Annotated in this window: 27 protein-coding genes; 9 read left to right on the top strand and 18 right to left on the bottom strand. The window is 46.6% G+C overall.

What is annotated here, in order from left to right:
• Window positions 1-21 precede the first annotated feature (21 nt).
• Window positions 22-1,038, bottom strand: coding sequence for an amidase domain-containing protein (locus tag FU659_RS14550; protein ID WP_147948245.1), 1,017 nt, complete (start codon window positions 1,036-1,038; stop codon window positions 22-24).
• A gap of 253 nt (window positions 1,039-1,291) precedes the next feature.
• Here FU659_RS14550 and acnA point away from each other — a divergent pair, with 253 nt between their 5' ends.
• Window positions 1,292-4,009, top strand: a complete 2,718-nt coding sequence (gene acnA, locus FU659_RS14545) for an aconitate hydratase AcnA (protein WP_147948244.1) — start codon at window positions 1,292-1,294, stop codon at window positions 4,007-4,009.
• 39 nt (window positions 4,010-4,048) lie between these two features.
• Here the strand turns inward: acnA and FU659_RS14540 are convergent, their stop codons facing one another.
• Complete coding sequence (locus FU659_RS14540; RefSeq protein WP_147948243.1) at window positions 4,049-5,065, bottom strand: histidinol phosphate phosphatase domain-containing protein; 1,017 nt, start codon at window positions 5,063-5,065, stop codon at window positions 4,049-4,051.
• Between the two features lie 32 nt (window positions 5,066-5,097).
• Complete coding sequence (locus FU659_RS14535; RefSeq protein WP_147948242.1) at window positions 5,098-5,376, bottom strand: alkaline phosphatase family protein; 279 nt, start codon at window positions 5,374-5,376, stop codon at window positions 5,098-5,100.
• A 194-nt stretch (window positions 5,377-5,570) separates the two neighbouring features.
• Between FU659_RS14535 and sleB the strand changes: the two genes are divergently transcribed.
• A complete protein-coding gene (sleB, locus tag FU659_RS14530) occupies window positions 5,571-6,230 on the top strand; it encodes a spore cortex-lytic enzyme (RefSeq protein WP_147948258.1) in 660 nt (219 codons plus the stop codon).
• 19 nt (window positions 6,231-6,249) lie between these two features.
• Here the strand turns inward: sleB and FU659_RS14525 are convergent, their stop codons facing one another.
• Both FU659_RS14525 and FU659_RS14520 read right to left on the bottom strand, forming a co-directional pair.
• A complete protein-coding gene (locus FU659_RS14525; protein ID WP_147948241.1) occupies window positions 6,250-7,185 on the bottom strand; it encodes a cation diffusion facilitator family transporter in 936 nt (311 codons plus the stop codon).
• A gap of 117 nt (window positions 7,186-7,302) precedes the next feature.
• Window positions 7,303-8,046, bottom strand: coding sequence for an IclR family transcriptional regulator (locus FU659_RS14520; protein ID WP_147948240.1), 744 nt, complete (start codon window positions 8,044-8,046; stop codon window positions 7,303-7,305).
• A gap of 348 nt (window positions 8,047-8,394) precedes the next feature.
• Between FU659_RS14520 and FU659_RS14515 the strand changes: the two genes are divergently transcribed.
• A complete protein-coding gene (locus FU659_RS14515) occupies window positions 8,395-9,411 on the top strand; it encodes an alpha/beta hydrolase (protein ID WP_147948239.1) in 1,017 nt (338 codons plus the stop codon).
• Window positions 9,412-9,465: 54 nt separating this feature from the next.
• Here FU659_RS14515 and FU659_RS14510 read toward each other — a convergent pair whose 3' ends face one another.
• The 10 genes from FU659_RS14510 to FU659_RS14465 all read right to left on the bottom strand — a co-directional run bounded on the left by FU659_RS14510 (window position 9,466) and on the right by FU659_RS14465 (window position 17,226).
• Window positions 9,466-10,791: a deoxyguanosinetriphosphate triphosphohydrolase family protein gene (locus tag FU659_RS14510; protein ID WP_397355744.1), complete on the bottom strand. Its 1,326-nt coding sequence runs from the start codon at window positions 10,789-10,791 to the stop codon at window positions 9,466-9,468.
• 255 nt (window positions 10,792-11,046) lie between these two features.
• Window positions 11,047-11,637 carry a GTP cyclohydrolase I FolE gene (gene folE / locus FU659_RS14505; RefSeq protein WP_147948237.1) on the bottom strand — a complete coding sequence of 197 codons (591 nt, stop codon included), beginning with the start codon at window positions 11,635-11,637 and terminating at the stop codon, window positions 11,047-11,049.
• Between the two features lie 22 nt (window positions 11,638-11,659).
• Window positions 11,660-12,238 carry a TetR/AcrR family transcriptional regulator gene (locus tag FU659_RS14500; protein ID WP_147948236.1) on the bottom strand — a complete coding sequence of 193 codons (579 nt, stop codon included), beginning with the start codon at window positions 12,236-12,238 and terminating at the stop codon, window positions 11,660-11,662.
• Between the two features lie 131 nt (window positions 12,239-12,369).
• Window positions 12,370-12,579, bottom strand: a complete 210-nt coding sequence (locus tag FU659_RS14495; RefSeq protein ID WP_147948235.1) for a YneF family protein — start codon at window positions 12,577-12,579, stop codon at window positions 12,370-12,372.
• An 84-nt stretch (window positions 12,580-12,663) separates the two neighbouring features.
• Window positions 12,664-13,698 carry an HD-GYP domain-containing protein gene (locus FU659_RS14490; RefSeq protein WP_147948234.1) on the bottom strand — a complete coding sequence of 345 codons (1,035 nt, stop codon included), beginning with the start codon at window positions 13,696-13,698 and terminating at the stop codon, window positions 12,664-12,666.
• A 30-nt stretch (window positions 13,699-13,728) separates the two neighbouring features.
• Window positions 13,729-14,271, bottom strand: a complete 543-nt coding sequence (locus FU659_RS14485) for a methylated-DNA--[protein]-cysteine S-methyltransferase (RefSeq protein WP_147948233.1) — start codon at window positions 14,269-14,271, stop codon at window positions 13,729-13,731.
• Entirely contained in the window at window positions 14,268-15,464 is a 1,197-nt protein-coding gene (queG, locus tag FU659_RS14480) for a tRNA epoxyqueuosine(34) reductase QueG (RefSeq protein WP_147948232.1), read from the bottom strand. Before queG ends, FU659_RS14485 begins: the two co-directional genes overlap by 4 nt.
• Before the next feature lie 17 nt (window positions 15,465-15,481).
• On the bottom strand, window positions 15,482-16,099 hold the full coding sequence (lepB, locus tag FU659_RS14475) for a signal peptidase I (RefSeq protein WP_147948231.1): 618 nt from the start codon (window positions 16,097-16,099) through the stop codon (window positions 15,482-15,484).
• Window positions 16,100-16,654 carry a DUF402 domain-containing protein gene (locus FU659_RS14470; RefSeq protein ID WP_147948230.1) on the bottom strand — a complete coding sequence of 185 codons (555 nt, stop codon included), beginning with the start codon at window positions 16,652-16,654 and terminating at the stop codon, window positions 16,100-16,102. It abuts the gene before it with no gap.
• A 140-nt stretch (window positions 16,655-16,794) separates the two neighbouring features.
• Window positions 16,795-17,226, bottom strand: a complete 432-nt coding sequence (locus FU659_RS14465; protein ID WP_147948229.1) for a GNAT family N-acetyltransferase — start codon at window positions 17,224-17,226, stop codon at window positions 16,795-16,797.
• Between the two features lie 295 nt (window positions 17,227-17,521).
• Between FU659_RS14465 and FU659_RS14460 the strand changes: the two genes are divergently transcribed.
• The 5 genes from FU659_RS14460 to FU659_RS14445 all read left to right on the top strand — a co-directional run bounded on the left by FU659_RS14460 (window position 17,522) and on the right by FU659_RS14445 (window position 20,012).
• Window positions 17,522-17,845: a VOC family protein gene (locus FU659_RS14460; RefSeq protein WP_315971320.1), complete on the top strand. Its 324-nt coding sequence runs from the start codon at window positions 17,522-17,524 to the stop codon at window positions 17,843-17,845.
• A 346-nt stretch (window positions 17,846-18,191) separates the two neighbouring features.
• Entirely contained in the window at window positions 18,192-18,365 is a 174-nt protein-coding gene (locus tag FU659_RS35475; RefSeq protein ID WP_187274153.1) for a hypothetical protein, read from the top strand.
• 185 nt (window positions 18,366-18,550) lie between these two features.
• On the top strand, window positions 18,551-18,757 hold the full coding sequence (locus FU659_RS14455; RefSeq protein WP_147948228.1) for a hypothetical protein: 207 nt from the start codon (window positions 18,551-18,553) through the stop codon (window positions 18,755-18,757).
• An 85-nt stretch (window positions 18,758-18,842) separates the two neighbouring features.
• Window positions 18,843-19,454: a superoxide dismutase gene (locus FU659_RS14450; protein WP_147948227.1), complete on the top strand. Its 612-nt coding sequence runs from the start codon at window positions 18,843-18,845 to the stop codon at window positions 19,452-19,454.
• A 153-nt stretch (window positions 19,455-19,607) separates the two neighbouring features.
• Window positions 19,608-20,012: a type 1 periplasmic-binding domain-containing protein gene (locus tag FU659_RS14445; RefSeq protein WP_147948226.1), complete on the top strand. Its 405-nt coding sequence runs from the start codon at window positions 19,608-19,610 to the stop codon at window positions 20,010-20,012.
• 74 nt (window positions 20,013-20,086) lie between these two features.
• Here the strand turns inward: FU659_RS14445 and FU659_RS35470 are convergent, their stop codons facing one another.
• Both FU659_RS35470 and FU659_RS14440 read right to left on the bottom strand, forming a co-directional pair.
• Complete coding sequence (locus FU659_RS35470; RefSeq protein WP_187274152.1) at window positions 20,087-20,245, bottom strand: hypothetical protein; 159 nt, start codon at window positions 20,243-20,245, stop codon at window positions 20,087-20,089.
• Between the two features lie 110 nt (window positions 20,246-20,355).
• A complete protein-coding gene (locus tag FU659_RS14440; RefSeq protein WP_147948225.1) occupies window positions 20,356-20,682 on the bottom strand; it encodes a hypothetical protein in 327 nt (108 codons plus the stop codon).
• 297 nt (window positions 20,683-20,979) lie between these two features.
• Between FU659_RS14440 and FU659_RS14435 the strand changes: the two genes are divergently transcribed.
• Window positions 20,980-21,663 (top strand): Crp/Fnr family transcriptional regulator, encoded by a 684-nt coding sequence (locus tag FU659_RS14435; RefSeq protein WP_147948224.1) that lies wholly within the window; start codon window positions 20,980-20,982, stop codon window positions 21,661-21,663.
• 10 nt (window positions 21,664-21,673) lie between these two features.
• On the opposite strand, the gene mutY is transcribed toward FU659_RS14435, so the two are convergent.
• Entirely contained in the window at window positions 21,674-22,798 is a 1,125-nt protein-coding gene (mutY, locus tag FU659_RS14430; protein WP_147948223.1) for an A/G-specific adenine glycosylase, read from the bottom strand.
• Window positions 22,799-22,885 lie beyond the last annotated feature (87 nt).

The raw sequence follows: 22,885 nt of genomic DNA, 5'->3' as shown, positions 1-22,885 counted from the left end.
CTAGTATTTCTATTTCTTTACTCACATCTCATCGGCAATGCGTACAAATATATATTGGGTCCGTTCAGTCCAAGCAGGTGAATCTTTGTAAGACCAATATCGATGCCGGCAATTGTAGGTGCGCGCATTCACCAGCGGCATCCCGTTGGCATCCTTGGCTGTGACGATAACGTTATGCTGGAAACGGCCATCGCCATTCCAATCATAACTAATTGTATCTCCGAGCTCCAGCTCGCGTGGATCAACGACTGCACGCCCCCGGAGTCCTTTGCGGCTATGGGAAACAAAGGTTTGTAAGCTATGCGCGACAGCCCAACTGAAGCTCCAAAGCTCTTGATGACCTTTTTTGCCAGCATACCACCAGCCCAAATCTCTTTTCCCAGTATAGTCCATTGGAGCCCCGCCTGCAAAGAGGCTTTGTGAGACAAAATTCGTACAATCCACTTCAAACTTCTCATAATTCGGGTTGCCTGTTTGCCACCATTTTTCTGCATAGGCAACGGCTTTGGCACGGTCATAAATGATTTTCCGAGGAACGGATTCCTGAGCACCGCTGTTGAGTATACTATGATTGATAAATGGAAGGGAGGGTGCTCGACGCAGCCCATCCACGACCCCATCTTGGTTAGGCATAAAGACTCGCTGTTTACTAAGAACTGATTTCTCACCATCTAACGCTTCGGAGTGACGAACTTGCCACCCATTGGATAACGTATCTATAAGGACGCGTTCAGTCTCTATTCGTTCCTCATTGTGTTCGAAGGAACCGATCCGATATTGGAGTGAACGGTGCAAATGAATGTCTGCAACAACACCTTGGGCAACTTCTTTCATTCCTGTCAAATGAAGCTTCGTTTCACTGCGGAGCAGCCTGGCATCACGCTCGTGATAACTTTCTATCAGCCTTCGCGCTTTCACATCCTGCTTCTGTAAAAAAGCGCTATCTGAGACATAAGCCTCCATGGGTGCCGCTGAGCCTTCAAGCTCCGTCTGATTTTTGGCGTGAACATAATTGTAGAGCGCTGTTTTCCAGGACATCGTAATTTCCCTCCTAAGAGTTTTCTTTAGGAAAAACGAACTTTATTAAAAAGTAAAACGTTCAATCGTCCGCTTTCAGGACGAGCCTGAGTCAGCTTGAATTGTTTCAATATATGACATTTTGACGGTAAAAATGATTGAAATAAATCTTTACTCAAACAAGGTGAAACGCTATACTTAGAGTAGAGGGATTAATGAAATTGAGTTTCACTAGTTGAAACCAATGGATAAGATATTATAAGGAGGAATTACAATGTCCAAAAAGGACGCTTTTTCCGTGCGTAAACAGTTAACTGTCGGCACAAAGTCTTTCCAGTACTACAGCCTTCCTGACTTCGAAAGCCAAGGTCACGGAACCATTACTAATCTGCCAGTCTCCATCCGCGTTTTGCTCGAAGCTGCTATTCGTCAATTTGATGGCAGAGCCATTACCAGCGAACATGTGAAACAAATCGCCGGTTGGGCGCAAGAGCGCGATGAGAATAAAGAAATTCCTTTCATTCCTGCTCGTATCGTTCTTCAGGATTTCACAGGCGTTCCAGTCGTCGTTGACCTTGCGGCAATGCGTGCGACTATGGCTCGTGAAGGTGGAGATCCAAAACGGATCAACCCGCTCGTTCCTGTAGACCTTGTTATTGACCACTCTGTTATGGTCGATGCTTTCGGATCCCCGGATGCCCTCGATTTTAACATTAACTTAGAATTCGAAAGAAACGAAGAACGTTACCGCTTCCTGCGTTGGGCGCAAACGGCATTCGATAACTTCCGTGCAGTTCCACCTTCAACAGGTATCGTTCACCAAGTTAACTTGGAGTACTTGGCATCTGTTGCAGCAACACGTACGATCGATGGTGAAACGGTTGTTTATCCGGATTCCCTTGTGGGTACGGATTCCCATACAACGATGATCAACGGTCTTGGTGTTGTAGGTTGGGGCGTTGGCGGTATCGAGGCCGAAGCCGGTATGCTTGGTCAACCTCTATACTTCGTAGCACCTGACGTTGTTGGTTTCAAATTGACAGGCCACTTGGCTGAAGGCGCTACGGCAACTGACTTGGCTTTGACGGTTACACAAATTTTGCGTAAAAAAGGCGTTGTCGGTAAATTCGTTGAGTTCTTCGGTCCTGGTTTGAGCAACATTTCCTTGGCTGACCGTGCAACAGTAGCGAACATGGCTCCTGAGTACGGCGCAACGATCGGTTTCTTCCCTGTAGATAACGAAACGTTGAACTACATGAGAAGCACTGGCCGCGAGGAAGACCAAATCGCACTTGTCGAAGCTTACTACAAAGCACAAGGCATGTTCCGTACAGACAGCACGCCAGATCCTGTGTTCACAGATGTTCTTGAGCTTGATCTGAGCACGGTTGTACCTAGCTTAGCTGGTCCGAAACGTCCACAAGACCGTGTTGAGCTAACGAACATGAAGGAGTCCTTCAACGCTATCATCCGTACACCGATCGAAAAAGGCGGCTACGGCTTGACAGAAGAGAAAGTGGCTGAAGTTGTTGATGTTGTTTACCCAAGCGAAACTATCAAAATGGGTACAGGCGCAGTCGTTATCGCGGCTATTACATCCTGCACAAACACATCCAACCCAAGCGTTATGATCGGTGCCGGTCTCGTTGCGAAAAAAGCGGTAGCTCTCGGTTTGAAAAAACCAGCTTACGTCAAAAGCTCCTTGACGCCGGGTTCCCTGGTTGTTACTGACTACCTCATTAAAGCAGGCTTGCTGGAATCCCTTGAAGCCCTTGGCTTCCACGTTGCAGGTTACGGCTGTGCAACTTGTATCGGTAACTCCGGTCCGCTTCCAGACGAAGTAAGCAAAGCCATCATCGACAACGATATGACTGTGGCTGCCGTTATTTCCGGTAACCGTAACTTTGAAGGCCGCGTGCATGCACAAGTAAAAGCCAACTACCTGGGATCACCTCCACTCGTTGTTGCTTACGCGCTTGCAGGTACAGTCAACATTGACTTAGCGAAAGATCCAATTGGTTACGACCAAAACGATCAACCTGTCTACTTGAAAGATATCTGGCCTACAAACCAAGAGATTCAAGATGCTCTTAACATAGCTATGAGTCCTGACATGTTCCGTGATAAATACAGCAACGTATTCCGTGCGAATGAGCGTTTCAACGCAATCGCAATTCCGGAAGGCGATCTGTACGAGTTCGACAACAAATCCACTTACATTCAAGAGCCTCCGTTCTTCACGGATCTGGGTACAGTTCTGGATGATATCGCGGATATTCGCAGCGCTAAAACATTGGCACTTCTGGGTGATTCCGTTACAACGGATCATATCTCCCCTGCCGGCAACATCAAAGTTGACAGCCCTGGAGGCCAGTACCTGATCAATCATGGTGTGAAAAAAGAGGACTTCAATTCCTACGGTTCCCGTCGTGGTAATCACGAAGTGATGATGCGCGGTACATTCGCCAACATCCGTATTCGTAACCAAGTAGCACCGGGTACAGAAGGCGGCGTAACAACTTACCTGCCAACTGGCGAAGTGGAGTCCATCTATGATGCTTCCATGAAATATCAAGCTGAAGGACAAAACCTTGTTGTTATCGCTGGTAAAGAGTATGGAACAGGAAGCTCCCGTGACTGGGCAGCTAAAGGAACTTTCCTACTCGGCGTTAAAGCCGTTATTGCGGAAAGCTTCGAGCGTATCCACCGCAGCAACCTTGTAGGTATGGGCGTTCTTCCATTGCAGTTCCTTGATGGAGCAGGCTGGAAAACACTTGGTATCACAGGTCGTGAAACATTCGATATCACAGGCCTCAGCAACGACATTCAACCGGGTTCAACTGTGAAAGTAACAGCAACTCGCGAAGATGGCACAACATTCGAATTCAACACACTCGTGCGTTTGGACAGCATGGTTGATGTGGACTACTACCGTAATGGCGGTATCCTGCAAACCGTTCTTCGCCAAATCATCGCTGAGAAAAACAACTAATAAAAAAACAGTCGTCTGGGATTACCCGTTAGGGCAGTCTTAGACGCTGTTTTTTTTGCCTAATGGGATGACCAGAACGCTTCGCTGGCGTTTCTTATAAACGGCGATTTCCCTATATCCTGTATCTATCGCCAATTTTAGCGCATCGTCCAAATACATGCCGATATCGTCAGGGAAATGTGCATCCGATGACAGTGTAATCGGCACATTTTGTTCGAATAACGTTTGCAGAAACGACGGGCTGGGGCACATCTCCTTAACGGGGTAACGATACAGAAGTCCTGTGTTGATCTCGGTGCCAATTCCGGCAGCGCTTAGCGCTGTGGCGATTTCTCTGTACTTGGGGAGCAGCTTAACTTCATCCGGCCGATAGCCGAACACTTTTAAATTATCCAAATGGGCGATAAAATCAAACAAGCCGCTGGCAATGGCCAGCTTGACCGTATCATAGTGCCGGTCATATAAATTTTCCAAATCAGCGGTTTGAAAGCGATCCTGGGCTTCCGGATTATCAAAGCCCCAGCCGTCCAAAACATGCACCGAGCCGATGATATAGTCCAAATCAAAAGGAGCAAGCAGCGCCTGAAGCTGCTTTTCCCCGCCGATGAAAAAATCGGCTTCAATGCCTATCGACAGCTCTTCCTCACGCTCAGCGATCTTACGCATAGCCTTCATATACGTTTCTATCGAACAAGTGCATACTTGATCGAGCCATTTTTGTTGCAATCGCCCCAGCGGCGTGTCATCCAGAAGCATAAACCGCTCGTAATAGTCTTTGCATTCAACAAAGCGGTACAAATGATCGACTACGCCAAAGCGCTGAATGCCTCGTTCACGGCCTTTTTGCAAATAGCGCTGCATCCAATCCTCGTGAAAGCAGCCTTGCTCCATACGCTTTTGCAGCATTTGAACCATTTGGTCCATCCAATCCCGCGTATGGGATTTCCCCGCAATATAATTATCGTTCGTTGTATGGATCAGAGCTCTTCCAGTACGCTGGAGCCACTGCAGGGAATAAGGCCCTTCCTCTAGATGAAAATGAAAATCTACCTTCACGGATGTACCTCCTGAGCATTTTCGTAGAAAAACTACTTCGCAATTTTATATGTAAAAGCTAGAATATCCGTTTCTGCCATATCGTCCTCCAAAGGAAGAGACAATAACCTGCATACCAGCGGAGCTACAGCTAACTGCGGAATGACATCTTCATGATAGCCCGGTTCAAAAGATGCGCCAATGACATAAAAGGGAACCTCCCTCTCCGCAGCGCCGGTCCCGCCATGACTGCCATCCATATTCATGCCGTGGTCTGAAGTGACAATGATCTCATAGTTCAATTCGATCCAGAAGGGCAGCAGAGAAGCCAAAATACTGTCGACTTCAATCGCTTTGTCTCGATACGCTTTAAAACTATACCCCTGAATTGTTTCGCCCGTTTCAACTAGATTTTGAGGACTTGTAAATTTATATCTCCCTTCTCTTTTTACACATTGCCAATAACTGTGGGTTGAGCCAACTGCTTATGCCCCCTATACTAGTAAGAGCGAAAGGGGAGATAATGATGAAATCATTCAAAAAGTTCGTCCTTGTCATGCTGTTCGCGGCGATCGGTTTGACATCTGGATTAGGCAACTACGCGCAAACTACTTATGCGGCAGCGGCAATATTGAAACAAGGAAGCCAAACAGGAGATGTTTGGGACCTTCAATTCCGTTTAAAAATGCTAGGCTACTATAACAAACAGATAGACGGAATATATGGAGCATCAACCACTGAGGCCATCAAAAATTTTCAAAGAAATTATGGATTGACCGCAGATGGTGTAACAGGTACGAATACATGGAATGCCCTGCATAAATACTCCGCTAATCAATCCGATTTGGATATATTAGCTAAATTGATCTACAGTGAAGCTCGCGGAGAATCCTATAAAGGACAAGTCGCTGTCGGCGCGGTTGTGATGAACCGTTTGAAGTCGAGTCAGTTCCCGAATACGGTGCATGATATTGTGTTTGAGACTGGAGCCTTCACAGCAGTAAGTGACGGACAATACTGGCTAACACCCGACAAGACGTCCTACCTGGCGGCTCAAGAGGCCGTGCGGGGCTGGGATCCTACCGGAGGAGCTCTTTACTATTTCAACCCAGATACAGCCACAAGCGCTTGGATTTGGTCTCGTCCGCAAACAGTCAAGATCGGCAATCATATTTTTGCTAAATAAAAATATATAGAAAATAGGGCTATTCCTTGGTCTTTTGACCTTGGAACAGCCCTTTTTGTTTTGCCTCCCCTTTATCCTCATACCATGGATTAAGATGCACGAGTACCTCATCTACGTCACTGTAGGCTTCCTTGATTTTCATCTTAATTCTACGGGCAATATCATGACCCTCTTGGATGGTTAATTTTCCAGAAACAGCAAGCCTGGCATCAATCAATATGTAATGACCGTGTTCCCTTGCCCGCAAACGATCAATTCGCTTGATTTCCGGTACGGATCGGATCAAAGCGGCATATTGCTCAATATGCTCTGTGCTGACGCTGCGCTCCATCAGGACGTCGAATGACTCCCTCCCCATGCCATAGGCGAGCTTCAGCACCAGAAAGGATACAACGATCCCTGCAACCGGATCTCCGTAAGCGAGGATACCTACGCCGTAATGTTCTCCGATCAAGGCCAAGCCAATACCAATAGAAGCAGCAATTGACGCATAAACGTCCGCAAGATGGTCGTATGCCGTTGCGATTAGCCCTTTGCTGTTCATCTTGCGACCAATACGTATCGTATAGATGTAAAGAACCTGTTTCCATATCAAAGAGATGACCGCAGCTATAAAAGCAATGATATGTGCGGATCCGGGAGGCTCAAAAAGCGCGTGAATCGAGTGATAGCCCATGTAGATAGCCGCTCCGCCCAGTATAATAGCGACGATAAAGGCACTTAGCACTTCTGCTTTTCCATGACCATAAGGATGGTCCGCATCCGCAGGTTTGGAGGAAACACGCATGGAACTATAAGCTGTTGCGCTGGCGATGACATCTCCCGCGTTATGAATGCCGTCGGCAATAAGCACTTGGCTATTAAACAACATACCGATGATGATTTTGATGGCGGTCAGCACGATATTACTGATCAAACTGATCCAAATCGCCAACATGGAGGTTGTTTTGCTCATTACAGACCACTCCCTTTCCCCTTTCTAGTATGACCTTCCAGAAGCAAAGCATCCGTCGTTTTGCTTACGATGGGTGGAGCCCCAGCTTCGAGCGCTCATATAGTCTGGTGCAGCCTGCTAGCCCAGCATCGTTCCCATCCGGCGCGCCGCTTCCATAATAAGAGGCGCCTGCTCTTGCATCAGCTCCAGCGTCAGCCTGTTCGCTGGGCCGGAGACCGCCAGGGCGGCGACGAGCCGCCCGCCGCGGTCAAGAATCGGCGCGGAGACAGCCGCCGCGCCAGGTTCACGTTCCTCGACACTCGTGGCAAAGCCTGCGTGTCTGGTGTCTTGGAGCTGCTGCAGGTATGCAGCCTGATCGAGTACGGCTGGCCAATCGGCCGAGGCTAGCAGCTGCTCCTGCACAGCAGGCTCTGCGAAGGCGACGAGTACCTTGCTCGAGGCGCCTACATATAAGGGCATTCTCGCCCCCACAGGGGCAACACGGCGAATGGCATGGTTGCTCTGCACGGCTTGAATGCGTACGCGTCCCAGGCCGTCCTGGACGTACAGCGATATCGTCTCGCCAAGCTGATCGCGCAGCCGTTCCATCTCCGGCAGCAATATAATGCCAGGATCTCCTTCTTTGGACAGATTAGCGGAAAGCTCCCAGAGCCGATAACCCAATCTATACTTATCTGTCGAACCGTCGCGCATGATGAAGCCTTTGCCTTCCAAAGAGGCCAGAAGGCGATGCACCGTGCTTTTATGAAGCTCAACGCGAGTTGAAATTTCAGTCAGCGTCAATTCCGACGCTCCCGTGAAACAAAGCATAATATCTAAGGCACGCTCTACTGCACGTACCGTCAACTTGCCATCTTCCATCGATTACCACCGCTTTCCTATTAAGGTTCTATTGAACGGACCCAAGGCGTTGGTCCGACTAAAAGGCACCGAAGGACCCCATTTACGGTTTCACTATATGAAACCAAGTTATCACTAGTATAACCAAACTCCGTAATCCCGTAAAGTTCAAAAATCTGTTTCTCTCTTTGTTACAGTAGGGTTACAGAGGGCTTACAATTGCCGCAATCGCATTGACTTGTAAGCGTATTCAGCATACTATTAAATTAATAGATTACTTATCTGAATATTTAGATAATTCATTTCAATGGTGCCTCTAGCAGACGACAAAACTCAATTTTACATCATTCGAATGGAGGTGGACACCTCGTGTCAACAACATCTATTAATCCAGGATCCTTACAACCCACATTAGACCAAGTGGTCACTCAACCACTTTTACGCAAAAGAAGGCTCGTGTTCACCATTCTTCTCTCTTTCTTAGTGCTTTGTACCTCTCTGCTGCTTGCTTTTCACGCTTACATTGCTTGGACCCTTGCGCGGCCGCATATTGACCCGCTTCATTCAGATCCTATGAAGGCTGTCGGGCTTCCTTACAGCAGTATTACGTTCCCAAGTCTTAACGGCACTTCCAATCTGGATGGTTGGTTCATACCGGGCAATTCGAATAAAACCGTCATATTCTCTCATGGCTATGGCGGCAACCGCGAAGAGCTATGGGTTCCTCTTTATAATTTAGCCCGTGAGCTTCATTTACAAAATTACAATGTGCTCATGTTCGATTATGGCTATGTGCATCCAGAGAACAAACGTGTTATGACAGGCGGAATCCAGGAATCTCAGGAACTGCTTGGCGCAATTGATTACATGAAAAAATTATCAAGTGGTCCCATCTATATTTGGGGTTTCTCCATGGGGGCAGGGACAGCGCTGCAAGCCGCTCTCCAAAATGAGAATGATATTGCGGGGATGATTCTTGATAGTACATTCTTACTGAATCCGGACACACTCTATCACAACATGAAGCAATATGTGAATGTACCCAAATTTCCTTCTTTACCGCTGGTTCGTTTATTCTTTCCCTTGCTCAATGGTGTAAGCCTGCATGAAATTCCTTACAACAAGGTGACTTCAACAGCCTATAAAATGCCAATTTTTTTCATCCATGGCACAGAAGACAACAAAGCGCCATATGGTATGATTGAGGATATATTTAAGGAGCAAAAGCAAGAATCCGCATCTAAACTATGGATTATTCCGAATGCCCAGCATGAATTGCTGTACCGCGCTGAGCCCAAAAAATATGTACACCGTACATTAGATTTCTTAAATCGTATTTCGGCATCGCAATCGCAAGCTAACTTTGGTATTCCCTCCTCCTTATAAAATCACCCCTTGCGGGGTCGGTCTTTTTTTGTATAGGACTCATTGATTTACGGTCTAGTCCATCTCATAGATAGAGCCCGATTTGCTTGCGAAGAGCTCAGCATACACTTTCTCTGCATACGCATCGGTCATACCGGAGATATAGTCGGCAATAAAGCGCGGCCAACTCCAACTCCCCATTTGACGCTCGTAGCTGTCAATCCAGTCTGGCGGTAAGATCCATTGTCCTTTTTGCGGATCGATGAAGCTATCCCACAGCCGCTCGACGATGATTTCGCTGCGCTTCTGCAAACGCAGAACCCGGAAGTCTTTGATCAGCGTTACCCAGGCAAGCTTTTTCAAAATTTCCATCGTCCGCAGCAAATTCATGTCCTCAGCTCCGTCCTTGACGAGTGCCACTTTCTTCCAGCCTTTGCTGGGATCATCGATAATATCCAACCGATTGGCGAAGGAGCTGACCCAGCGCGCTTTCATTTCTCTGCGTGTACGGGATTCCTCCCGATTGCATTCTACAAAAATTTGCTGCCACTGTTCCAAATAATCGGCCAGCACCTGCTTAACCATCTTTTCAATATCCACGTGTTCCCAACCAAATTTATGTTTGTTTGGATCATTCAGTATCTCCATGACGAGATGACGAAGCAGCCGTTGATCTTCGAAAAAAGTGGCATTCATTTGGATTTTGCCGGCACGTATGCCATCTTCAATATCATGCGTCGAGTACGCGATATCATCGCATAAATCCATCAGTTGCGCTTCCAAAGTCGAACATCCCTCCGGCATATTCCATGTGGATCGCAGCTCGTTAATGACATCCCACTCTGATCCGTAGACGCCTTTGAGTCTGCCCTCTTCTTCGATCGAGAACGGGTATTTATTAATGCCCAGCAGAACCGCTGCCGTAAGATCCAGACCGCTTTCGCTGCCTGCTCTTTTCTCAAGAAACATTAGAATCCGAAAGTTTTGGGCGTTCCCCTCATATTTAAGATTATAATCTCTCAGTAGAAGGTGATTAAGCACTTCTTCCCCTTTATGCCCGAATGGCGGATGGCCGAAGTCGTGGGCAATAGATGCGCACTCTACGACCGTAGGATCAATAATTAAGCCTGGGTGCTCTCGCTTTTTCAAGAAAGGATTCGTTCGCTCCAGTCGTTTGGCTACTTCTCGCGCTATTTGCGCAACCTCCATAGAATGTGTCAGTCGCGTTCTGTAATAATCGCCCGAGCCTGCGCCAAATACTTGCGACTTGCCCTGCAAGCGGCGAAAAGCCGGAGACTGAATTAACCTGGCGTAATCCCGCTCGAACTCATCCCGTTCTTCATTTCCTTTATAGGAAGCCGCCTCACCGGGCCGATATTTTCGAATGTTGTCCATTAGCATGCTCTCCTCTAGTCATGTTCCCAACGCATATGGGGATGTTAGGATAGCCTGCATACGTCAACAAGCACTCCGCGATGTCTCATCCTACCCCCTATCTGTTTATGCAAAGGCATGTACGATAGTCACTCGGGTTCTCTTATTTATGTAAAAGGATACTATATCCGTCCCCTGTGCAACAAGTCAGGTTTCCCTTTTCTCATGAAAAAGGGGATGATGCACAAGACTGTTGTCATGGCTCACATCCCCTTATTGCCTTTATTTATTGATCAGTGACAGAAACTCTGAACGAAGTGTCGCATCCGAGCGGAAGGCCCCCCGAACTCCGGAAGTAATCGTCGAGCTGCCGTACTTTTTCACACCTCTGGAGCACATGCACATATGTTCTCCCTCCACGACCACCATAACGCCGTGAGGTTTCAGTACTTCCTCCAAAATATCGGCGATCTCCGAAGTAATTCGTTCCTGAACTTGCAGCTTACGGGTGATCACATCAACCAGACGAGCAAATTTGCTCAATCCCGCTACTTTGCCGCTTGGCAAGTACCCAATGTGTACTTTACCGAAAAAGGGTGCCATGTGATGCTCGCATTGGCTGTAATAAATAATGTCTTTGATAATGACCAGCTCTTCGTGTTGTTCATCGAACGTCACACCCAAGACATCACGTGGATTCGCTTCATAACCAGAAAAGATTTCTTCGTACATGCGAGTTACGCGAGCTGGCGTATCCAACAATCCTTCGCGATCTACATCTTCGCCAATTAATCTTAAAATAGCTTTGACGTGCTGCTCGATTTGCTCGCGATTCTCGGCGACTCTTGTATTTTTATACTCGATGGATGCCATCTTCTCTACCACTCCTCTTCCTCTATCCCATACAAATGGTTAAAACCTTGATGCTTTCGCGTAACGCTCGGCTATCTTTATGCGTTTTGGTCAGGAGTATCCCACCTTGCAGCAAAGATACAATCGGCATCGCTAGCTCCAACGGAGTAAGTCCTTGCAGCGACATCTCGCCTCGTTTGCGGCCCTCTTGCAGACAAGTGACTACACCAGCCTCCATCTCGCTAAAAAAGCGACTGAGCGGCTTACGCAGCGCCTCAGAGCTATCGCTCAGTTCCAACGCGAGATTACCGAAGAAGCATCCTTTGCGGCATTCAAATTGCTCACAAAAGTTCAGCATTCGCTCAAACAAGCCAAGTACTCTTTCCTTCGGGGACAACTGCTCATTGCCTAAGCTGGGTTCCATCACCGCTTCGCGCATTTCCTGCACCTTGCGCTCAATCACTTGAATGCCCAGCTCTTCTTTACTTTTGAAATGGTAATAAAAATTGCTCTTGCATACCCCACTGCTCGACAGAATATGTTCCAGACCTGTTCCTTGAAAGCCATGATCGTGGAATAAATCCATGGCTGCTTCCATGATGCGGTCTTTATTGTTCGTCATGTATGAGCCACCTCTGGATAGTACTAGTACGTCCTAGTCATACTTGAAGATAATAGGAAGGGCTCGTGCTGCCTACCGTTTGTACGGTAAGACAGCAAAGCCCTTAGAAGGGTTTACATAAACCCTACGTATTATTTCCACTTTTGGTTTTTCATCATTTGTTGCGCTTTATTCAATTGCTGCTTATTCATGTTATAGCCCATTTGCTTAGCCATTTTTTGCAGCATTTCCGGATTGTTCTGCATCGATTCCAGCTGTCTTTTCAAGTAGAATACTCCAATGAAGAAGCCTCCGACCAAGCCCGCAATCAATGTCAGAATCGGGATAAGATAACTCCACATACACGTGCCCCCTGCTTGTACATATTGGTATGAATTACTGAATCCATCATATCATTTCTGTTCATCCGTTTACAAATGAATAAACTATAATAATACCTGTTCAATAAAAACGGTTGTATGCTTAGCCAGATCGATTTCCTTGATTTCCAATTCCTTATCCGTCGCATCCTGTTTCACAATTCTCACAATCGGTCGGCTCGGTAATCCCCTATGTTGTCCTACCACGACACCTGTTTCACGTGTGGACAATCGAACGGACGCTCCTGTCGGATAAATCGATACAATTTTCAGAAAATGGATCAAGACATCGCGGTCCAGCTTCGTCTCGGCCAACGCCATCATATGCTCACAGGCCTCATGCGGCAGCATTCGGCGTCCTAATGAAACATCAAAAAGCAAATTATCATACATATTCGCGACAGTTGTAATTTTAGCATAAATGTGGATATCCTCACTTGTAAGCCCCCGCGGGATCCCGCCTCCGATGAGGTCCTCATGATGCTGAAAGGCGACATGAGCAATCAGCAGGCTGAACTCGCGTTTGCTTTTCAGGAGCTCGAAGCCACGCCAGGTGTGATGCTTTCTTGGATCTGGCGACTCATCGTCATAGATAAGCTCCACTTTCCCCACATCATGCAGGAGGGCACCGATCGCCAACTCCTTCAATTGAGTCGTAGTGAATCCCATATTAATCCCGATGAGCACGGCCATCATACAAACATTCGTTGAGTGAACGTACATCTCGTTATCTTTGGTTCGAATATCTGTTAATTGTACAAGCACATCACGATTTTTCATCACTTCATCCAGCAAGGTATTAATGGAAATGCTCATATTGCGTGAGCTGAACTCCTTCCCCGATCGAATGGAGGCGAACGTTTGGCCCATTTGCTGCATAACCGCACGTTTGGTTTCTTCAGATAAAATTTCCGGAATTTCGATATCTTCTAGACTAGGGTCCTTGATGTAGACCATGGTAACTCCGATTCGGTTGAGTGTATTGATCATGAACACGGTTAATTGCACATCTTCTGAAAGCAAAATAGCCCCATTGCTGGCAAATATTGTTCGTCCCAAGTATTGACCCGGCTCAACGGAATCCAAATGTACGTATTTCATAGGACTCACTCCACGGTTTTATTTAGTATGCTATGTTCCTAGTGTCAGTCGCTCCAAATCCAGTAACCGTTCTTTGATATCCAACCCTCCGCCATAGCCAACCATGTCGCCGTTTGCGCCAATAATGCGATGACACGGAATAATGACCGGAATCGGATTCTTATTATTAGCCCCGCCAACTGCTCTGACCGCTTTGGGCGAGCCTATGGCTTCAGCAATATGTTTATAGGACACTGTCTCTCCATAAGGGACGGATAGCAGTGCTGTCCACACTCGTTTCTGGAACTCGGTTCCCTGCAAATCCATTTCGCCCTCAAATCGCAAACGTTCTTTTTTAAAATACTGCTCCAGCTGCAGCGAGATGGTTTCGAGCTGTTTAGCCTGCTCTTGCAGCTCGTGCTCGCCATACCAGCGGAGAGCCCAGAGACGCAGCTTATGTTGCGTTTGTGCAAAGGTTCCGAACGCGATGGAACAAAGCCCTTGCGTGCTTGCTACAAGCACGAGAGGACCGATGGGAGAAGTGATCTCGGTGTACGAAAGAATAGGCGCTGCCTTCGTCTGATTCTGTGTCATGGTTGTTCCTTCTCCCTTATCTCGTCAGCAGATTGGTTGATCGCCGCTAATGCTTTTTGTATATCTTGGAGGACCGGCTGCTCCTGCTCGGTTTCAGCGGCATGTTGCAAAGCGACAGCCGCCGCCTCGCCGCCAATACGCCCCAACGCCCAGGCTGCCGTCGCACGTATTTCCGGCCGTGGATCTCGCTGCACCAATTCGATAAGTGTTGGCACAGCTGTTTGATCCTTGAAATTTCCCAGCGCGATGATGGCATTGCGTTGGATAGGCTTTTTGCCTCTCCATGAAGCCGCGATACGCCCGTACTGTTCCTTGAAATCCTTGTTCGTCATCGTTAATAAAGGAATCAGCAGCGGCTTGGCCTTCTCGGGGTCAGGCTCAAACTCCGCGTGCTGCGTCCAGTTCATTCCCTTGTTCTTCGGACAGACGATCTGACAAGTATCACAGCCGTAGAGGCGATTGCCGATCTTAAGCTTGTACGCGTCGTCGATATACCCTTTGGTCTGCGTAATGAACGAGATGCAGCGGCTTGAATTAAGCTGGCCTGGGCCAATAAGCGCCCCTGTCGGACATGCGTCGATACAAATCGTGCAATCTCCGCATTGGTCCATAATAGATGTATCGGATTCAAAAGGGATATTCGTAATCATTTCGCCCAAATATACCCACGAGCCCCACTCCGGGGTGATGACTGCACAGTTTTTGCCAGACCAGCCGATGCCGGCCCGCTCGGCTACCGCGCGGTCGACAAGCACGCCCGTGTCGACCATGCTCTGCATCCTTGCGTCAGGCACGCGCTGCGCAATGAAGGCCTCCAGCTTCGCGAGACGATCGCGCAGCACATCATGATAGTCGCTCCCCCAGGAGGAGCGAGAAATAATGCCCCGATAGGCTCCGGGCTCGGATCGGGGTGGATTTGGCAGCTTCGATGGATACGCGACGGCGATCGAGATGATCGACTGCGGCGAATCGAAGCTGAGCGACGGTTCAACCCGCTTCTCGATATCCGGCTCCTCGAAGCCGGATTCAAACCCCTTCTCCCGGTGGTTGAGAAGGATGTCTCTAAGCTCTGTGAATGGCTCCGCGGTCGTGAAGCCAATCTTATCAATGCCGAGGGACGACGCGGCCTCCACGATCTCTTGTTGCAAACAGCGCCATTCCGCGGCCGTTCTTGCTGTGATGGAAACCGCCATACCCTTCACCTCTCATTTCATTCGCGGCTAACAACCTTCAGCCATGTGATCATCGTGAATGGCCACAAAACGCACTCAGCTCGGCCTTGAATCAGGCTGGCCGGCACTGCGCCAAATCTGCGGCTGTCGGCACTGGCCGCTTTATGGCGATTATCGCCTATGACAAAGACATGACCTTGCCCGACCTCCGTCGGACCAAAGTCACCATCCTCGATAGGCGTATCGGTATAAGGCTCCTCAACCTTTCTGCCGTTTATATATAGAAAACCGTCAATGCCCTTCACCTCGTCGCCGGCTATCCCTACAACCCTTTTAACCAAAAAAGGATGCTGGAGCGCAAACTGCTCTTCCGGTTCTTTGAGAATCACGATTTCTCCACGCTTAGGCGCCTTTATATACGTAATGGCTTTATTCACGAATAACCACTCCCCCTCTTGCAGGGAAGGCTGCATCGAATTTCCTCTAACCGTCGAAAGATTAAAACCGTATTGGTGCACAAGAATAACGACAAGAAGAGCAACTAGAATGGATTTGGTCCAATCCCACAGCTCATGGGTTAGGCTCTTCGCCTCAGCATGTCCCTTGCTCTTGGAAACCGATCGATTCGTTTCATTCCGTTGTGCAAAGAAACTCACTTAATTTCCTCCGTTCTTGTGCTTTTCCCACAGTTCAAAGTAATGCATGACCACATCATCCTGAAAGGGAGGCTTGTCCGAATTGACCAGCGCCAGCACATCAGCGAGTCCTTCCTTCACTTTGTCTTCCACTAATGAAGAATAATGATAATTCCGCTTATGAAGCTCGTACTCTTCTTGATCTACAATATGAACGGTACGGTCAGGCATTCGAATCACATCAAGGTCGTAATCAATATAAGTAAGAATTTGCTGAGTGACATATAAAGGAGAGGCAATATTACAATAATAACGGATACCGTTCTCTTCAATGAGCGCTACGATATTGAACCACTTTCGAGGTATGAAGAAAGAAATTCCCGGGATGCGGCTCACCCACTCTTTGCCGTCTGCTTCCCGTATTTTGGTATGACTATTAATAAACACCATCATCTCTTGCTGCCGGTGATCCGGGTGCAGCCTTGCTGGGGGGACTCGCCAATTCGTAAGCCACATGCGGTGTAGATGTCCATCATGCTTAAAGCTCTTTATCACATACGGCTCGAAGGTATCCATGTCTCAAAGCTCCTCTATTCAAAGCTGCCGAAAAACTTTCATATTATATAGAAAAGCACATCTCACCCCCAATTGCAATGGGGCAAAGACATGCTTCCCTGGTGTAAGTTATTTCTATTCAGGTGCTAATGAAAAGATGATTATACGCTGACTTTCTTCACAATGCTTAATCGGTGCGCAGCACGTGAAAAGTCCGAAGTGCTATAGCCAACTGATTCATAAACAGGCAGCACCATTTCATTATGCACATCTACGGTTACCATGATTTTGTTCACTTTCCGATGGAGAAACCTCATCTTCATCGCTTCGATCAAAGCTTTACCGATACCTTTACGTTGATACTCTGTTGCAACTGCAATTCGATAGTAATAACCATTGTTGTTATCAATCGTACCGATAATCAAGCCAACAACCTGCTCTTCTTCTTGTGCGACTAGAACAAGTTCTGTATCCCATGATAGCTGACGAGCAAATGCTTCCAGTGTTTCTTCATAGCAGGTTTCCGATAAAACATCCTGCAAGAGTGTCTTCACCGAAGAGGTATCACCAAGCTGAAATGAACGAACGTGCATATGGTTCTCTCCCAATTCCCTATTAATTTGTTAAGATTAATTTTCTGGTAAATTAGTAAATACGACAAAAAAATACGAAATCCTGCTGAAATAGTGTTAAAATTCACAAAAAACTTTGTTTTTTTCGTTTTTCCTCTTGAAAGCGCTTAATTGCAAGCGTTTTCAACAATTCTCACTTTATTATCACAGTTTTCTTTTCCTTTCGATTATTCACAAGGCTCTCGATAGAAACAATCAGGATCTCTTTTATGGTCTATACTAAAAAAGAATGAATATAATTGAAGGAGAGATTCTAATGTCCTTACAACTGACACCTTATTTAAAGTTAAACGGAAATGCGAAGGAAGCAATCGACTTTTATGCCAACCTATTAGATGCCAAGGTCATCCGTATCCAAACCTACGGGCAGATGGGTATGTCTTTTCCTGCTGAGCTGCATGACTGTGTCGCTCATGCGATTATCAAAGTTGGGGAGTCCGACATCATGATCTCCGACTCGCCGGGTATACCCGTACAGACAGGAGATGTTCTTTCTTTCTGTCTGACTTCAAGGATGTTGAACGATCCAAGCAAATTTTTAGTAGCCTGCAGCAAGACGGCATCGTCGTCGCTCCGCTAGAATCCACTCCTTTCAGTCCTGCTTTCGGCACGGTAACGGACAAATTTGGTATAACCTTCACGATTGTAACGGAAGTTTAATTGGCTAGTGGCGCATGTCATAAGCCTTATCGAATTGACAGGCTAGTTCTCTTCAAGGCCACTGAAAAACTTCCGTTTTTTAAAGCAATTAAATAGTTGTATCAAAAAAGACGGCTCAATTTCATTTCTTGAATTTTAGAGTCGTCTTTTTTAGGCGCTCAACATCGAAATCGGATAAACGGACCGTGGAGCCGTTATTGTCGTTTTGAATAGCCTATTTGGAACTTAACGGACATCAGCGCTCTTATTCGAGCAATCAGAGGCCAATGTCTACGTTTTCTCCGCACTTAACGGAACGTATGTCCGGAAGCAGGCGCAAGGCGAGGGATAAAGGGCAACTAACGGCTGTTGTGTCCGCATGCCCATCCAATCGTTTTACCATCGCAGTCGAGACGGGTCGATCCGGATTCACAGGGTACCATTCGTATCTGATTGTTTAAAATCAAGCACGGATTCTAAAAGATGAGCCTTTTTTGCTTTTTCCACTTTTTTAAAGGTTTTTTTCAGTGGCCTCGTTCTCTTCAGAACTGGTCTTTTTTTGTGCAGCGTATCTGCACTATTTCCCAGGATCCTGTATAAAAAACGAGAAGTTATTGGATTATATAGGAGAATGTGAGGTGAAAACATGTCCAATAAAGAGGAATCTTCGTCAAAGTACCCACGGGATATACGCGATTTTCAGGTACTGAGTTCCATGAAGCCCAGTGAATGGACGGAGACTGAACTCCGTTATAATCATAGGGCAATGAGTGATTTATCCCCTTGGCTCAATGAGCAGGGAACGCATATCCACACGCAAATCATTCAAGAAATTGAGCGACGCGGTGTTTGACTTAGTAAACATACATGTTGCTTTATTATCGAAATTCCTTCATAATGAAGTTGAAACTACATAATATTAGGAGGTATTTTATACAATGGCACATCAACTACCAGCTCTACCTTATGCGAATGACGCTCTTGAGCCTCACATCGATGCTAAAACAATGGAAATTCACCACGATCGTCACCATAATGCTTATGTGACTAACTTGAACGCAGCTTTGGATAAACATCCTGCTCTGCATGAGAAATCCTTGAATGACCTGATCGCTGACCTGAACAGCGTTCCTGAAGATATTCGTACAGCAGTTCGCAACAACGGTGGCGGACACGCTAATCACTCCCTGTTCTGGGAAACAATCGGACCAGACGCTGGCGGAGCTCCTACAGGCGCTCTTGCAGCAGCAATCGACAAAGAGCTTGGCGGTTTCGACAAGTTCAAGGCTGATTTCGCAGCAGCAGCTACAACTCGCTTTGGTTCTGGCTGGGCATTCCTAGCTGTTGGCAAAGACGGCGGACTGAAAGTATACAGCTTGCCTAACCAAGATAGCCCGATCTTCGAAGGTGAAACTCCGATTCTTGGTCTTGACGTATGGGAGCACGCTTACTACTTGAACTACCAAAACAAACGTCCTGACTATATCGCAGCTTTCTGGAACGTTGTTAACTGGAACGAAGTTGGCAAACGTTACGACGCTACGAAATAAGACGGCATATAGCGAAAGCGACCCTCTGGGGTCGCTTTTTTTTCTTCAGCTCTATATGAGCCAGCTCCGTTAATTTATGGTTTATCAGCAAGCGGGAATAAAGCTCTGTTCGAAGAATCCAGAGCCATTCGCGCTTTAACGGAAGCAGGCAAGGTGAAAGGCATTATCGTGTTCCCTACTGAGGATTACTTGGATCAAGGCATTTTACTAGATAAAAGCTTCTGGTGTCATGTCCCCATCAACGTCTTGAGAAAAGATGAAACCTCATCTTATATTGCTGATTTCTTACATATGCATAAAAACATGACCGTCGTCTTCTCGCTGTCGGCAGAAATGTCTAATTTGACACATGAGGCTTTTCAACAGGACGCTACTCTTAACCAAGATGTCCAATTCGTATCCTTCGATGATCCACAAATTCCCAACACCCCTTATATCATGCAGAACGAGCAGCAGATGGCGCGATCCGCAATCGATTTGCTGCTGCAACAATTTAATGGGGAGTACAATCCTCAACGAGTTGAAGTTCCTGTAAAGTTGAAAAGCTATGATCTTTAAAACATAGCTGCATAATGAATATTTCGAAACAAGCAACCCCAGTGCCGTTAGGAACTGGGGTTGTTTGTGACTTTCTATCGTGTTTTTTGTTTTCTTTTAAAGAAATCTAACGTAACTTCGCGCTCATCATGAACCGCGTCTCTGACTTTTCCAATCCAATCCACAATCGCTTTAGCTAAAATCGCGGATACAAGCAAGGTAAGAAATGACTTTGTGAACGTCCAATTATTCAACTTGTATATGTTAAGCCAAGTAAAAATCGGCTCTCCGACATAAGCTTCCAAGGCTGAGATTATGACATCGGCAATCAAAAAATATTTCCATGCGTTAAATTTTTGATGCATTAAAGCAAAATACAGGGAATAGCCAAAAAGTCGACGGCATTATACCGATTCGTAAACGCGATTAGTTCATGCGGATAGGTCCACCATTGAAAAAATAGCCCGATCTCATCCATCGTACCGATGATTGTAAAGCTGACGAAAAATGCCAAAGCAATCCGCAACGGATGTTTCCGGTCTGCAAAAACAAGCAGCAAAACGAGAAAAAATACATTTACTAATATAATAACCCACCAATGAAAAGATAATAAATCATAGTGATACCACCAATCCATTTCCATCCCATTGGCTTGTCTGTGCAGTTCATCTATTTCACTTGGCATTGGCATATGAACTCTCCTTATGTATGAGATTACCGACATATCCATTAGTATCCATGCTTATCAAACAAATTATGTATATAAATTCACATACAAGTTCGAAATCGCATGTATTCCCGGCAAATCGACAAGTTCCTACCATTACCGCAAAACCTTTCTTTACATCTCGTACTGGAATTTCTTTACGCAAACGTCGGAAAGCTGTACGATATACATAGAGTCAAGCTGTTCGGCAACCATGTCCTGATCTAAAAATATCAGCGAGCAGTTGGTCGTTTACTATGACTGAGATGAGGTGAATGACTGGTGAAAACAATCGTTCCATTACTCCAACATGTCCCCCTGTTTCAAGCACTTTCGGAAGAAGATTTACTGGCACTAGCCCCTTTATTCAAAGAAAGAAAGGTCAAAAAGGGCGACATTCTGTTTCTGGAAGGCGATGCGGGCGATGAATTATTCCTAATTAAATCCGGTGTAGTGAAAATTTATCGTTTGGACGAATCCAAAGAAATCATCCTTGCCTTGTTTCGTGACGGGGATTTTTTCGGAGAGATGGCCTTAATAAGCGCCGGACTTACGCGATCCGCAACGGCTGAGAGCATGGAAGCCTGCATACTGTTTGTATTAAGTCGCTCAGCATTTACCCAATTCATGGAAAAGAGCCCTAAGCTATGCTTAAAGCTCTTAGAAACAACGATGGAAAGGCTGCGCCAAGCGAATGAACAGATTTATGATCTTACCTTCTTAGGCGTACGTTCTCGTATTATGAAGACAATTATTCGACTATCGGATCAGCATGGCATAGCGTCTCCAAACGGTTTGTTGATTAATGTAAAGCTCACGCACCAGCAGTTAGCCAACATGGTAGGAACCGTTCGCGAGTCCGTTACGAAGGTGCTGCAAGAACTGCTCGATGATGACTATATCCAAATTGATAAGAAGATGATTACTTTAAAAAATGTGGAGGCCATCAAAGCTGAAATTCGCTAAATCATCGCGATTAGTTTTGTTGATGCTCCTGCCACTCTTTCATTATGCGCAAGAAGACGTTAGGAAAGGCATACTGATCCAACTCGTCCAGACTGACCCAGCGATAATGGAAGGGAATCCACTCTCCCCCATTGCCCTGGCGGTTCGTATCCCCCAGCACAGCGCGGTATACCTTCATTTTCCAAACAATATGGCTGAAAATATGTTCTGTGTCCATCAGCCATTCACCGGGACGAATCATAATTTGCTCTTGGTCTGCCAAGGACTGACGGAGCTCGTTCTTATTCTCCTCGTCTGTTCGCCCCTCCTCAGACTTCCACACGATATGAGGTAATTCCCACATCCGTGCAAGCAATCCCTCCTGTGGACGCTGCCGAATGAGCCATTTCCCTTTATGTTCACCCGTACCTTCAACGAAGGCTACGCCCCGTGATTCAGGACGCGGCGGCTTGGCTTTCTTTTTGATGGGTAGAGCTTCCTCCATACCTGCTTCTCGCGCGGCGCAATGCGCCATAACCGGGCAAGTTAAACAATGCGGGGATCGCGGCGTGCAAACCATAGCCCCAAGCTCCATTAACGCTTGATTGAAGTCACTCGCTGTCCCCTCCATGATTAATTCTCGCGCCAGCTTCTCCATGCGAACACGAGTCGAAGGCTTCATAATATCTTCTTCAATCAGAAAATATCGAGACAAAACCCGCATGACATTGCCATCGACTGCCGGTTCCGGTTTATTATAGGCAATACTGAGAATGGCTCCTGAGGTGTATGGACCTACTCCTTTTAATGATGAGATTTCCACCTTATCCTGAGGAACGATTCCGCCATAACGCTCATGCACCTCTCTTACGGCTGTCTGCAAGTTACGAGCACGCGAATAATACCCCAAGCCTTCCCAGGCCTTGAGTACGTTCTCCTCCGGCGCTGTCGCCAACGCTTCCACCGTTGGAAACTGCTCCACAAACCGATGGAAATAGGGAATGACCGTGTCTACCCGGGTTTGCTGCAGCATGACCTCAGAAATCCATATATAATAAGGGTTTTTACTTCTTCGCCAAGGTAAATCTCGCTTGTGTGTATGATACCAATCCAGTAAATGACGGGAAAAATAGTGCTTCTGTTCTTCGCTGTACATGAGCTCTCCTTCTCTATAGGCCACAATCCAGTTATAATGAATATAAAGACATGTCTCCATTATACGAGAAGTGTGGAACATAAAACT

The organism is Paenibacillus sp. N3.4, assembly GCF_008017805.1.
In the GTDB taxonomy this organism is placed as follows: Bacteria; Bacillota; Bacilli; order Paenibacillales; family NBRC-103111; genus Paenibacillus_E.
Note: the sequence above shows the minus strand (reverse complement) of the source record. Positions and strands in the feature narration are given on the sequence as shown.